The sequence below is a fragment of the Rhodococcus sp. NPDC057297 genome (assembly GCF_042667435.1).
Lineage (GTDB): Bacteria > Actinomycetota > Actinomycetes > Mycobacteriales > Mycobacteriaceae > Rhodococcoides.
Genome location: NZ_JBHUZE010000001.1, coordinates 903,316 through 916,545, shown reverse-complemented (window position 1 = coordinate 916,545; position 13,230 = coordinate 903,316). Strand labels below are relative to the sequence as shown.

At 64.4% G+C, this 13,230-nt stretch carries 11 protein-coding genes; 3 read left to right on the top strand and 8 right to left on the bottom strand.

Going from position 1 to position 13,230, the window contains the following annotated elements; all coding sequences use genetic code 11:
• The first annotated feature begins 127 nt into the window (after window positions 1-127).
• On the top strand, window positions 128-1,345 hold the full coding sequence (locus ACFULT_RS04280) for an FAD-dependent monooxygenase (RefSeq protein ID WP_378480714.1): 1,218 nt from the start codon (window positions 128-130) through the stop codon (window positions 1,343-1,345).
• 27 nt (window positions 1,346-1,372) lie between these two features.
• Window positions 1,373-1,822 carry a MarR family winged helix-turn-helix transcriptional regulator gene (locus ACFULT_RS04275; RefSeq protein WP_378480713.1) on the top strand — a complete coding sequence of 150 codons (450 nt, stop codon included), beginning with the start codon at window positions 1,373-1,375 and terminating at the stop codon, window positions 1,820-1,822.
• Window position 1,823: 1 nt separating this feature from the next.
• On the opposite strand, the gene ACFULT_RS04270 is transcribed toward ACFULT_RS04275, so the two are convergent.
• Window positions 1,824-2,912: a hypothetical protein gene (locus tag ACFULT_RS04270; RefSeq protein WP_378480712.1), complete on the bottom strand. Its 1,089-nt coding sequence runs from the start codon at window positions 2,910-2,912 to the stop codon at window positions 1,824-1,826.
• A 117-nt stretch (window positions 2,913-3,029) separates the two neighbouring features.
• Here ACFULT_RS04270 and ACFULT_RS04265 point away from each other — a divergent pair, with 117 nt between their 5' ends.
• Window positions 3,030-3,209 carry a hypothetical protein gene (locus ACFULT_RS04265; RefSeq protein ID WP_378480711.1) on the top strand — a complete coding sequence of 60 codons (180 nt, stop codon included), beginning with the start codon at window positions 3,030-3,032 and terminating at the stop codon, window positions 3,207-3,209.
• Between the two features lie 134 nt (window positions 3,210-3,343).
• Here the strand turns inward: ACFULT_RS04265 and ACFULT_RS04260 are convergent, their stop codons facing one another.
• From ACFULT_RS04260 to ACFULT_RS04230, 7 genes are all read right to left on the bottom strand, one after another.
• Window positions 3,344-4,441 carry a hypothetical protein gene (locus ACFULT_RS04260; RefSeq protein WP_378480710.1) on the bottom strand — a complete coding sequence of 366 codons (1,098 nt, stop codon included), beginning with the start codon at window positions 4,439-4,441 and terminating at the stop codon, window positions 3,344-3,346.
• A complete protein-coding gene (locus ACFULT_RS04255; protein ID WP_378480709.1) occupies window positions 4,438-5,742 on the bottom strand; it encodes a hypothetical protein in 1,305 nt (434 codons plus the stop codon). The genes ACFULT_RS04260 and ACFULT_RS04255 overlap by 4 nt, the downstream gene beginning before the upstream one ends.
• A 136-nt stretch (window positions 5,743-5,878) precedes the next feature.
• Window positions 5,879-9,133 (bottom strand): DUF4132 domain-containing protein, encoded by a 3,255-nt coding sequence (locus ACFULT_RS04250; protein WP_378480708.1) that lies wholly within the window; start codon window positions 9,131-9,133, stop codon window positions 5,879-5,881.
• Between the two features lie 27 nt (window positions 9,134-9,160).
• Window positions 9,161-10,306 carry a serine hydrolase domain-containing protein gene (locus tag ACFULT_RS04245; protein ID WP_378480707.1) on the bottom strand — a complete coding sequence of 382 codons (1,146 nt, stop codon included), beginning with the start codon at window positions 10,304-10,306 and terminating at the stop codon, window positions 9,161-9,163.
• Window positions 10,303-10,926, bottom strand: a complete 624-nt coding sequence (locus ACFULT_RS04240) for a TetR/AcrR family transcriptional regulator (protein WP_378480706.1) — start codon at window positions 10,924-10,926, stop codon at window positions 10,303-10,305. Before ACFULT_RS04240 ends, ACFULT_RS04245 begins: the two co-directional genes overlap by 4 nt.
• Window positions 10,923-12,485 carry a class I adenylate-forming enzyme family protein gene (locus ACFULT_RS04235; protein ID WP_378480705.1) on the bottom strand — a complete coding sequence of 521 codons (1,563 nt, stop codon included), beginning with the start codon at window positions 12,483-12,485 and terminating at the stop codon, window positions 10,923-10,925. Before ACFULT_RS04235 ends, ACFULT_RS04240 begins: the two co-directional genes overlap by 4 nt.
• 35 nt (window positions 12,486-12,520) lie before the next feature.
• Window positions 12,521-13,174: a nitroreductase family protein gene (locus ACFULT_RS04230; RefSeq protein WP_378480704.1), complete on the bottom strand. Its 654-nt coding sequence runs from the start codon at window positions 13,172-13,174 to the stop codon at window positions 12,521-12,523.
• Between the last annotated feature and the right edge of the window lie 56 nt (window positions 13,175-13,230).

The following is a 13,230-nucleotide window of genomic DNA, read 5'->3' as shown; positions in this document are numbered from 1 at the left end:
GCTCGTCGCGATACTTCTCAAGCACGTTCACGTCGGCGGGTTTGCGGAGACCTGCAACCGGGCAAGTACCTCCACAGTGAAGTAACTTCGTCACAGCGATACCTAGGCGGTTCGCGGGAGGAACACCATGTCGAGATCGGATCAACGGCCCGCGCGGGTCCTCGTCACCGGCGCGAGCATCGCCGGACCCACCTTGGCATGGGGTCTGGCCAGAGCCGGATTCGACGTCACCCTTCTCGAGCGATCTCCAGCTCCGCGCGAGACCGGGCAGAACATCGACATACGCGGACTCGGGCGCGAGGTGATACGTCGGATGGGCGTCGAGAACACCATTCTGGAAAATCTGACCGGCGAGCAGGGCACGCGGTTCGTCGACCGGCACGGAACGCCCCACGCGGTGTTTCCTCGCGAGGAGGGCCAGGACGGACCGACCGCAGAGATCGAGATCCTCCGCGGACGGCTCGCCCAGATTCTCGTCGACATCGTTCCCCGCGAGGTGGATCAGCGGTTCGGCGACTACGTCGTCGGTGTGGAGCAAGACTCGTCCAGTGTCGACGTCACCTTCGACGGTGGCGGCGCCGAACGCTTCGATCTTGTACTCGTCGCCGAGGGCCGTAGCTCTCGGACCCGACGCATCGTGTTCGACGACGAGACCACGCTGCGGGATTTCGGGGTCAGCATCACGTACGGCACCATCGATCGACTACCCACCGATGTCGATACCTGGGATTGGTGCACTGCCGGCGGAGGTCGCGTCGCGACGCTGCGGCCCGACAACGAGGGCACAATACGAGCGACTCTGTCCTTCGAATCCGAGCCCTTCGGATTCGAATCCCTACCGGTGGATGCCCAATTGCACATCCTGACGGAGCGATTCCGCGGAGCGGGCTGGCAAACCGGACGCATCCTCGACGGCTTTCACGAGCGGCCGCAAGATTTCTACACCCAGCGTATGGAACAGGTACTCGTTTCCACGTGGAGCAAGGGCCGCGTCGCGCTCATCGGCGACGCTGCATGGGGATCCGGCCCGACCGGCATGGGCACCACACTGTCCCTCGTCGGGGCACATATCCTTACCGGCGAACTCACAGCCAACCCCGACAACCATCGAGAAGCGTTCAGCCGCTACGAGAAGCAGATGCGCGCGTACGCAGACAGCGCGCAAGGAATGCGACGAGGGAGCGCTCGGCTACTCCACCCGTCGTCGAATATGGGTGTGAAGGTCCTGCATTCGGCGTACAAGGTCGCGGCTTCGGCACCGGTACGCCGGTTCTTTCAAGCCAACCTGCTGACGCACGAGAAGCAGGTTCCGACGCTTGCGGACTATCCGCTTCTGCGCGCCTGATCACCGCCTGGCCGAAAGGATCGACCGATGTCGACAGTGAGAACCGAAACGCTCGAAGCGCTTCGTCACTATGCGGTGAGCTACCAGGAGTCCGCGTATCAGCTGGCTCGCTGGATGAACCTGCCGACCAGCGACGGCAACGCGCTCGGCGAGATCATCTGGGCCGAAAACGAAGGCACACCACTGTCTCCCGCCGTACTGTCGGCCCGGATCGGGTTGACCTCCGGGGCAACGACCGCACTGATCGATCGCCTCGAAAGGCAGGAGCTCGTGCGCCGCAGCCGGGAGAGCACCGACCGGCGAAGTGTCGCATTGCGCTCCACGTCGCTCGCGCGCGAACGAATCGACCCGTTCATACGCCGGGCATCCACCGACCTCGAAACCGCTCTCGCCGACTACGACGACACCACCCTCGCCGTCATCCGCGACTTTCTTCTCCGCTTCGCCGCCGTTCTTCCCCGGGAACGACGGAGCTGAACTACACGCTGCCGTTCCGTCGCCGCTGCAGCACCATTACGCCGACGGCCGATGCAGCGACAGCGACCAACGACGTTGCCCACAGCCATGAATAGGGGGAAGTCAATGCACTGGTCAGGGGGGTGTACGCGGTCCACCCGAACTGGACGGTGATCGGTATCGCCGCTGCAAGCGGAATCGCGGTGACGGCAATTACCGTCGCCGGACCACTCGACGGACGCACCGACGCGTACAACATCCCCCACGCCAACGGCACGAACACCATCCCCATGAGGAAAACGCCCAACGCCTCGGCGACGACACCGACAGCCAACAAAGCCAGCGCAACCACAGGTCGCGACCACCTCCACCCCACCCCGAGACCTGCGAGCAGAGCGGCCAGCAAGATGACACCGGACTCGGACCCGTACACCGGAGACGCCACCGACGCCAGAGTCACCAGCGCCGCGAGCACCACCATGCCCGTCGACCCGGGCAACACGAACGCCGCACCGACGAACACGACGATCATCAGCAGCGCAAGTGGCCACCGCTCGAAGAAATCGAACGACGAAGCAGCCACAATGCACGCCGGCAGCCCAAGTCCGGCGACGATGAACCGTCGTCGATCCGCAGCCGTGATCGGGTCACCTGTTTCCGCCGACTGGAAGAGGCCAGCCCAGAACGCCGCAAGCAACAACACCGCGGAAACGCCCATCGCGACGTAGTGGGTCGTCGGTACGACCGGCTCCGGGAGGTAATCGGCATACCGCCGCGGGATCGACTCGAACATCGGTGACAACGCGAAGCCCGCGACGGTGCCGACCACCAACGCGCCCAGCGCTGCTCGGGTCCCGGCAAGTCCGGAGGCAAGGCCACCGACCACCAAACCCGCAGCAACGCCCGTCACCGGTTCCGAGAACGGAACAGCCAGAATCAGAACACCCAACACCGCAGCTGCACAAGCAGTTCTGCCACCGAGGACCATAGCCGCCGCGAAAGCCACAACCGCGCACACCACACCCGACCCGACACTGCCCTCCATCGTCATTCGCAGCGCGACGACGAACGCACCACTCACCGACGCCAGAACCGCGAGAGCAGGTTTCATGCAGTGACCCTAGCGCGCCGAGCAGAAGCCCCGACGCTGCCCATTTCCCGCTGTACCCGACGGTCCCTCCCTCGCACGATGACCGATACGCGCTGTTCTACGGGCTAAGCTTTGCTGGTGCGAGATACCCGGCGACGCGGTGGCGTGTGGATCGACGTCCTGGTCGTGGCGGCTATAGTGACCGGCGGGACGGCGATTGCCGGTGCGACCAACAACCCACAGCCCGACGCCGTGGCGATACCTGGCTGCGATGTGGTCCAGCCCGCCCAAGACGGTGTCTCCTTCGCCATCGGCTGAATCACTGCCCACTGGAGTCGAACTGCAGTTCGCGGCTCCGTCGACCTCGCTTGTGTTCCAGTCACCGGGACTGGATCTGTAGAAAGCTCCCGATCGGCATGCCGGGACAGCATGGTCCAAAAACGATCACCGTCTCATTCGACGAGCTTGACGATCGAGCTGGAGCTCACGAAGTACACCCCGGATTCCGCCTCGACAACCGTTCCCGACGCAGTGAACCCGTCGACATCCACTGGCAGTGACCACGCCCAGAACACATCCCCGGTTTCACGGTCAGCAGCGATGATCGAACTGCCGTCCTGGGAGTAGACAGTCTCTCCGATCGTCTTCTCGACCGCGTACGGATCCTCCAGCTTCCATACCTCGGTGCCGGATTTCGTGTCGAAGACTGTTGTTTGCGAGCGTAATTTGAGGCTGTCGACGGCCGATCCCGTCACCGTATCGAAGAACTCGGCGTCGCTACCGAGAGTGATGACGCCCCGATCGTCGTGCACGTGTATCAATGTCGACTCGATACCGTCCCAGGTGGCGAACCCGGTGACGGGTAGAGACCAGGCGCCGGCCAACGCGTCGACGCTGCCACCGTGCAGGACCGATTCACCGTCCTCCGGGTTGCCCTCCAGGATGAACACCGATTCGCCGTCGGACTCGATCCCGTAGGTGAACCAACCCTGCGGCAGGGGAACTCGGCGCATGGCCCCATCCTGCGCATCGATGGCGACGATGGCCGGCACGTCCGCGTACGAATCCAGGCACACCAGTTCTCCGCGAGTGAGTCGACTTGCGCAGGTGTCGACACCTCCGGGCGACGCCGACCAGCGCACGGTGCCGTCACCGGCGTCGATTCCCAGCAGCTTCGGCGAATCGAACGAGTACGTTCGTGGGTTGGGCAAGCCAACGGCGGTGATCAGCACGTCGCCACCGTCGACGACGCCGTAGAGGCTGGAATCGAACAACAGCCCTGCCGAAGGCGCACGCAAGGCTGCGAAGTCACGCCCGTACGCGGCCGACGCGTCGGTCGACCACTCCGGTGTGTGCGCGGGACCGGGCGAGGCCTCGGTGGTGGTCGCGGACTCCACTTCGCTGTACTCGGCCCAGTCGGTCATCGATGCATCGTCGGTGGGCGCATCGGGGGTGGTCCGAGTGAGGGCGACGCCCGCTGCCGCGACGGCAGCCACGGCGACCACCACTGCTACTGCGGTCCGCAGCGTGTCCTTGCGTGCTCTGCTCACGGCCACTGTCCGATCGGGGTGTTGGCGACGGCGTCGAGCACTTCGGCCGACAGAGGCTCGGGAAGCGTCAGGGGCGCTCGTCCCCCTGCGGCGATCTCGACCGTCGACCGCGCCGACACCTGCACACCGGACGGGCGAGTGACCGTCACCGACCGCGACAACAGCCCGGTACCGTCTTCGGACGTCATCATCTGAGTGATGTCCGTGTCCAGAAACTCGACGACCGATCCGTCGGGCAGCGTTCGGAGAACCGGTAGTTGGCCGTAAAAAGATGGATCGTACGGGTCCGGGGCAGTCGGGAGGGGTTGTCCGCCGGCAACCGACACCGCCAAGCGAATGGTGCCGTCCCCGACGCCCACGTCCGTGCAGATTCCCGACCCGGAACCGTCCGGGACCAATGATCCGATGGGGCGGTCCAACGCCGGTGCGTCCCGAATTGCCGCCCAACTCGCAGTGAATGCTGCGTTCGCTGCATCCACGGCCTCGCGGCTCAGATCTTTCACCGTTCCGTCGCCCGGCGGATACACCGAGCAATCGACCTGGAGCACCGGGCTTTCAGTCGGTGACGGGGCCGACATCGCCAGCTCCGGTATCGAAGCAATGGCCGCGGCTTCTTGCTGCTCCAGCGGCATCGCCGGCGACGAACCGGCACTCTGATACACGCTGACGCGCGTGCCGTCCTCGCGATAGGCGGTGGCCGAGCGTGAGTAGGTCCGCACGCCGTCGATTTCGTACCATGAGTCGCCACTGTCGACGACGGTTCCGTCGGCGTCGATATCGCGCCGTTCGAGAGCGCCTGCGACACATGGAGGTACGCCATCACTCGACGGCCCGACGTTGACCGAGACGAATGCCGTGACACCGTCACGCGTCAACTCCGCGTACGCGGTGGTCATAGGGTCGAACTCGCTGTCGCCGAAATCGGTGACAGGACCGAAGTTCAGCGAATTGGAGGGTGCTGCCAACTCGATCTCCACGTCGGCCGGCACTGCTGCACGCACGGCCTCGGACATCGCCGCGGCCTTGCCAGTGGTGAACCACGGGAAAGCAGGGTTGTCGTAGGTGCTGTCCCCTCCGAAGGTGGCCCGGGAGTACAACCCGCCCTCGTCGTCCGGCGGTTCGACGGTGTCGCACCCCGGGATGTCCGCGGACACGTCGACCGGCGCGCTGACGAAATCCAAGTTCGTGGACGGGACGGTCTCCCCCGACGGGATGAAGCTCGCGACCACGACTCCCACCGCAACGATGGTGACGACCACCGAAATGGTCCTGATTCGATCGAACAGCCCGCTGTCGGTCACCGTATGACAGTACCGACCAGTGCTACAGCGACACCGAGCGTGGTCCCACCACATCGCTCCCCCACGATGGCCTCGAGCGTTGCCCCGACGCACGGCGCCGAAAACCTTCGAAGCACGGTGTGTCCACGCGTTTCCGTCACGGACCCTGCAAGTCCGGTTCATCGCCGGTGATCGGCTCGTACGCGAGAGTCGACACATCACGGAGCAACTCGGACGCATCGACAACCCCGATGTTCGGGTTGGTGACGAATGCCTGGACTATCTTCTGCTCGGCCCACATAGCCGGGCTCGCCACGTTGAACCCAGGGAAAGCCAAGATGACAGCGGCCGTGTCCTCGTCGACTTGCTTGCTGATAGAGATCTGCGCGCCCTTGTCCTGCGGTTCTTCGCGTTCCCACCCGAGCCGCTCCAACGCAAGCAATTGAGAAGTTGCAACCTTGGTGTTGTCCAACACCGCCAATCCCGAGGACACATCGTCGCGGAAGACGTCCCTGTCCACCTGCTCGAAGGGCTGCACCAGGTGAGCATCAGCGAAGGCAAGTCGCCACAACTCGATCTCGACACCCATTGTGACGGGGTGGATGACGAATACGTCGTCGGCGTCATCGATGCTCGGGTCGGACCCATCCCGACGCACTGCGTTCCGTGAGGCCGAGAAAGCGAACTGGTCGCCGCTGTCGGTGGACCACACGAGCCGACCCACGATCTGCCATGCCACCGGGTGTCCGACGAGATGCCGTCGAACCTGCCCGTATGTCCACCTGCGGCCGGTGACCATGGCGCGTTCGAAGCGCTGGATCAGCTCGCCGCGCGCTGCGTCGAGGTCCCGTCGCAACGTGGTGTACCGCTTGAACTCCTCAGCCGCTTCATCCGCATCGTCGGGACCTGGCCGCGGCATTCGAGCGCGCGTTTTCCCGTTGCTGTCGGTGATGGCGATCTTCAACGCATGGTCCAGCGACAACGTGAACGACCTCGACCCATAGTCGAACATCGTTGTGCCGTCGGCGTCGAGGCCCAGATCGGGAATGAGTCGGTCCGCGAGATCGGCCGGGGTGAGGGCCAGTTCGTCTGCGATCTGCCGAATCCGAGCGTCGGCTTTCGCGCGTAAAGCCGGGAACCGCAACCCCTGCGATATCGCCCAGATGTGTCCGAGCGCCGCATCGGTTCCGATTGCGGCGAGCACGTCCAACCCCGCCGCTGCTCGCCGGTGTGCGGACTGCAGCGGCCATTTCCGCACGAACGGCGCCAGACGCCGTGCAGTTTCGTCGTCTCCGACTATTCCGAGCGCGTCCAAGCACCACCGTTGCGCATCGGGACATCCAGCGCTGGACCAACGTTCGAACAGATCCCATGCAAGTGACTCGAGACTGCCGGGAGCGACGAGCGTGCGAACCACCGCAACGCCGGCATATATCTCGTCCAACTTCGACAACGCGAACATCGTGCAGATGTTCCCGACCGCCTCCGGAGGCAACGGCTCTTTCCTGTCGACCGAAGTGACAGTGGGCAGCAAAGCGGGATCCAGCCATGCGGGCAAGGTAGGTATTCGCGTCGGTAGGTCGAACAGCGGGTCCGAGTCCACGAACGCGGTGACGGCAGTGGCAGCCGAGGATCCGAACTCGGTCGCTGCCGCAACCAGTGCGTCGCGGTGCCCACGCTTCGCGAGCGTGCGAAGTGCTGCGAGGGCAGCTTTCCTCGCATCACTCGATTTCCCCGATGCTGCCACGACTACGACTGGCGCTGCACTGTCGATATGCCGATCGAACCACTGCAAGGCGACCGGCCGCATGGCTTTCGAGCCGAGCCAGGTCGCCATAGTCGAAGCCACCGAAGACCCCGTCACCGGCAGCAGCACCGATGCGCTGAACGTCGGCCTGGCTACCACCACCCGGAAGACGTAATCCACTGCGTCGTCGCCGAATCGGACCAACAGCCTCCGGAGATCGGCCTCGGGGCGAAAAATCCAGCGCGGGATCGCGGCGTCGGCAAGCAGCGGTCGTAGTAGTTCTTCTGGACCGCGCGAGATCTCGTACAACTGGTAGGCGTCGGAACCTTCCGCGACGGGACGGAGAATGTCCGACCAGGTACGACGACCCAGATACATCGGGTAGTCCGGCTCAGGTTCTGCGAAGTGGTCTCGTTCGTCCTGAAGCCACGTGACGGTCAACGCATCGCGCGGAGCCTCCAGGTCGAGGACGGGCATGCGGGCTTGTCTACGATCACCCGTCCACGGCGGTTCGGCAAGCAGGGTCGGCACGGGGCCCGCCTGCGGTACCGACGGCTCGTTCTCATCGCGGTCCCCGGAAAGGTCGGGGTGGAGCCGTTCGAGATCCAATTTCAGTCGTGCCGCCTTGGGGCCCGCTGTGGCACCGAGCAAACGGTGAGCGCGGAACGGCGCGGCCTCCATCGCTGCCAGGACAGCGGGCTCGACGTACTTGCGCCCGAGACGCTCGACCAGTTCGAGGAACCCGTCATCGGTGTCGAACTCGGCGAGAATCGCAGCACATCGCTTCTTGTTCTGCGAGGACAAGTTTCCGTCGAAAAGCTCTCCGACAAGTGGTTCGACGCCAGGGCCAAGGTTCGCGCAGATCGCGTGCACGAGATTCATCCGCATCCCGAGACTCCACATCGCGTCGTCGCGTGTCCTGTGCGCGTCGAGTATTCGTTCGACATCACGGGCGGAAGTGACACACGCCAGCAGCGGCATGTGGTCTTGCTCGTGATACCGAGGGAGACCCGAAGCAGCAGCCAAGTCCTCCTCGACCCAGCTGGACTCGGTCGGCAGGAGGAACGAGATCGACAGGTCGCGTGAATAGCTGGCGCCTCTCAGCGTTGCCAGGACATCGACGACGCACCGGTACTCCTCGTCCGGCAGTGCGGCGACCGCGGTCCGCACACGAGAGTGCATGTCTCCTATGCCGAAGTTCAGCATGTCCATATCGCGGCGTTCGGTTACCCAGACCGTCAGGACGTTACCGCGAGAACTCCGCTCCGACCTCATGTCGACCCGCATACCGGCCGCGGCGACGATCACTTCGGCAGCGAATGCTGCTCCCCTGGTGACGATGACCTCGTCGACGAAAGGAACACTCAGCTTGTAGTTGGTGTGATCGATCGTGGCCCTGAACGCAAAAGCAATGGCGCGCGCTGTTGGCGCCGTGCCATGCGAATGCGCGTCGAGAAACTCCAGACCCGCTGCAGCCGAGACTGCGTCGGTATCGGGGTGGCGGATGGCGTCGCCGATACGCGTCGCATCTCCCACCAGCCCCTGCATGACCGATGACTCCCGCACCCGCACCTTGCTTCTCGTCACCGGAGTCCGGCCATGCACGGCCTCGCCGCGACGCCACCACACTGGAGGGACTGCCCAGGGCCGTTCACCGATCGTCACGAACACACCCTAGTGTGCCAACTATCTTTATATGACCTCTCGACCGCCTGCAGCATACGTCGCCCGGAGGTAGTGCTCGGCACGATCCGAGCCGATGATACCCGGGCCCATTTTGTTCATCATGTACGAGAACGTCATTCGGGTATCCGGGTGCATGACGATGAGCGATCCGCCCCATCCTCCCCAGAAACAGATGCGCCCGTCCGGGATGTAGGGCACTGTGTCCAGTTGCGGGAGTCCGAAGCCGATACCGAATCTCAGGGGCACGCCGAGAGCGAGGTCGATTCCGTTGCTCTGCTCCTGGAAGATCAAATCGATCACGTCCGGCCCCAGCAGGCGCACGCCGTCCACTTCACCGCCCCGCGAGATCACTGACAGGATCCGGGCGACCGATCGAGCATTGCCATGGCCGTTGACCGCGCCCATGTCCGCACGTCTCCAAGCCGGGGTGTTCGCGGACGCAGCCTGAACGAGTGGGCCGAGAAATGTTCGACGCCTGATCCTCAGCGGATCGGAGTACGTGTCCGCGGCCGGTGGCGGCGGCGGTACGACGTCGGCGATGCGGTGCCAGTCTCTCTCGTCGGCCCCGATCTGGAAGTCCGCGCCCAGTGGGCCCGCTATGTCGTCGGCGACGAACGAGCGCAACGACTTTCCGGTGACGCGTCGTACCAGCTCCCCGATCAGATGTCCCTGATCGGCGGCGTGATAGCCGGATGTAGTCCTCGAATCCCACCACGGCTGCTGAGCCGCGAGCTTCGACGTCGCCAAGTCCCAGTCGTACATGTCCTCGGTGGAGAACGGCCTATCCCACCCGGAGACGCCGGAGGTATGCGACATCAGGTGCCGTACCTCGATCCGATCCTTCCCCGCAGCGGCGAACTCCGGCCAGTACTGCGCGACAGTCGAATACGGGTCCAGCAATCCACGATCGATCAGCATCAGCGCCGCCAGGCTGGTGACGGTCTTCGTCGTCGACCAGACGTTGGTGATCGTGTCCTCGGTCCACTCCGTCGTTCGATCCACGTCGCGGTACCCGCCCCAGATATCGACGACGCGCCTGCCGTCGATGTCGACGACGATCGACGCACCGAGCTCGTCACCCGAATCGATGTTGGCGGCCAGAGCATCCCGCACACCGCTGAACTCGGCAAGGCACTCACCGTGAACCGTCATGCGCGGGCACCCAGAAGGCGGCGAACAGCGAGTTCGACGTAGTTGTCCGCGACGTCCTCGATGCTCAGTTCACCGTCGTCGTGGAACCAGTTGCTGATTCCGTTCAGCATGTCCGTCAACGCGAACGAGGCGAGCCGCGCATCGGGCACCGTGAACTCACCTGTGCGCATCCCCGCTGCCACCACGTCGCGCACGCGACGCTGATACTGACGGCGATAGTCCTCGACGATGGCTCGGTGTTCCGTTGTCAACGAAGCTAATTCGTGCAAACCGACGATGTACTCGACGCGTCGAGAATTGAGATGCACCAGATGTGCGCGCACCAGTGAGGACATTCGCTCGGTCGGTGTGCCCGGCGCGTCGAGCAGCGGAAGCGTCTCTTCCACCGGGACCTGCGTGACCGTCAGGCACACAGCGAACAGGATGTCTTCCTTGGACGGGAAGTGGTGATACAGGCTGGCGCCCTTGATGCCCACGGCGTCGGCGATATCGCGCATCCCGACGTTCGCGTACCCGTCGCGCGCGAAGATCTCGGCGGCTTTCGCCGCGATGTCCTCCTTGCGACGCCTGGTGCGGATCTGGCGAGGGACCACCACCTCCGATTCGTCGGGCGCCGTCACACGACCTCCGTCGCGACAGCCATTTTCCGAAGCTCACGCTTGAGGATCTTGCCCTGCGCATCCACCGGGAGCTCTGCGATGACGTGCACGGCCTTCGGCGCCTTGTACGAAGCAAGCGACGTCCGGCAGTGCTCGATCAGCGCAGCTGGATCCGGCGTCGACCCCTCCGCCGCGATGACGAACGCCGTGACGGCCTCGGACCAGTACGGATCCGGCATCCCGACGACGGCAGCGCGCAGCACGTCCGGGTGCGCGTGCAGGGCGCGCTCGACTTCCTGGGACGACACGTTCATACCTCCGGATTTGATCATGTCCTTCATACGATCGTAGAAGAACAGATTTCCGTCGGCGTCGATGCGCACCATGTCACCGGTGTGCACCCAGCCGTCTGCGAAGACATCAGCCGTCTTGGCCTCGTCCTTGAAGTACCCGAGCATCACCGACGGTGTCCGGCAGAGCAGTTCACCGATCTCCGCCTCTTTACCGTCCGCGTCGACCACTTTGATCTCGAGGTGCGTGACCGGCTTGCCGATCCACGACGCATCGCCGCCCGGAATGTCGTCGAGAGTGGTGAACCAGCCGACCGAACCCAGCTGAGACAGCTCCGACTGACCCCAATACGTTCCCCAGATCGCCTCCGGCGCAGCCTGAGCCCACGCGGTGATGGTGTGCGGAGAGACCTGACCACCGTAGGTGAGACAGCGTCGCACCTGCCCGACGGCGGCAGGCCCGAAGCTCGCCTCCCGCGCCAGCGCCAGATAGAACGTCGGAGTCTGCGCGATGACGGAGATGTTCTCGTCGGCGATGATCTGCAGCGACCTCGTCGGATCGGCCGTCGCAGGCAGGACCAGTGTCGCCCCCATCAACGTCAACGTCGTCATCGAACCCAAGCCGGCGATGGTGTGGAACGGCATGACGAACAGCCACGTGTCCTCCGGCCCCGTCCGCAGTCCCCAACTCCATGCCGGAGCCGTCGAGATCAGGAAGTTCCGGTGCGGAATCATCACGCCCTTGGGCGCGGCCTCGGTACCCGAGGTGTAGATGACCATCGCGACGTCGTTCTCGTCCATGTCGACGTCGGGTTCCGTGGTGACCGTGTTCGCGGTGAGCTCGTCGTAGTGGGCCCCGAACCCGACGAGCGTCGCGGAATCCGGCTTCACCGACTCGATGACGCCGAGGAACTCGGGATCGGCGACGATCACCGTCGGCTCCGCGTGCTCGAGTTGGTGCTTCACCTCCGGCCCCCGGTAGAGCACGTTGATGCCCGTGAACGCGGCACCGACCTTGAGTGTGCCGTAGTACGCGACGACGACGTCGACGCTGTTGCGCGCCATCGACGCGACGCGGTCACCGTGCCCGACGCCCAGATCGAGAAGCAGGTTGGCGAATCGATTGGCGCGGGTGTCGAGGTCCGCGTAGGTGGTGACCACACGGGCACCTGCTGCGTCGTAACTGATGAACGCCGTCTTGTCGGGTTGGGTTCGCGCGTGGCGACGAAGTTGATCGCCGATGGTCGCGCGGCCGATAGCGGCTCTGTGCTGGGGGGCGGGTCCGGGCACGGTGGGCTCCTGAGATCTTTAAGTGCGGGGAATCTCTACAGTGCGGGGGACAGATCGAACATGGGCTGCGAGAAGGTCTCCAGCGCAACGATTTCCTCGACCGGGCTGCGCGTCAGCTTCTTCGGGAAGTTCTTCTCCGGGTAGCCGACGGTGATGTGCGCGGCGGTGATGTACTCGTCGGGGATCTCCAGCATTGCGCGAACAGCCGGCTCTTCGTGGCACAGCAGAGTGGTGACGGCCGTCGCGACGCCTTGATCGCGAAGCGCCAGGCACAGGTTCTGCACAGTGGGGTAGATCGACGCACCGCCGACGACGGAAAGTCGGCCGAGCTCGTGATCGGTGGGATGAAGCCCGTCCATCGCGGCGCAGACAACCACGATCGCGGGAACCTCCGCAAGGTGACGGGCGAAATAGTCCGCATCCTGCACGGTCTTCGGCAAGGCCCCCACCGCGACGGTGCCACCGGTGATGCCGGCGAAGTAGGCGTCCCACATGGGGAGATACAGATCCGCGAGTGCTTGCTTGCGCGCAGCGTCACGGACGACGAGCCACCGGACCGGCTGACGATTGCCGCCCTGCGGACCGAAGCGGGCGACGTCGAACGCGCTCTTGAACACCTCGTCGGGTACCGGCTCGGTCGAGTAGCGCCGACACGTTCCGGTGGTGCGCATTGCCTCGGTGAGTTCCATGGGGAGTTCCCTTCGCCTGTCCACTGTTAGGTAGTGGTGACAGCATTGTGTGGCGC

Bases quoted from the DNA above. Each gene is read 5' to 3' on its own strand.
- ACFULT_RS04280 (WP_378480714.1), top strand. From the start codon at position 128: ATGTCGAGATCGGATCAACGGCCCGCGCGGGTCCTCGTCACCGGCGCG.
- ACFULT_RS04275 (WP_378480713.1), top strand. From the start codon at position 1,373: ATGTCGACAGTGAGAACCGAAACGCTCGAAGCGCTTCGTCACTATGCG.
- ACFULT_RS04270 (WP_378480712.1), bottom strand. From the start codon at position 2,912: ATGAAACCTGCTCTCGCGGTTCTGGCGTCGGTGAGTGGTGCGTTCGTC.
- ACFULT_RS04245 (WP_378480707.1), bottom strand. From the start codon at position 10,306: ATGACGGTTCACGGTGAGTGCCTTGCCGAGTTCAGCGGTGTGCGGGAT.
- ACFULT_RS04230 (WP_378480704.1), bottom strand. From the start codon at position 13,174: ATGGAACTCACCGAGGCAATGCGCACCACCGGAACGTGTCGGCGCTAC.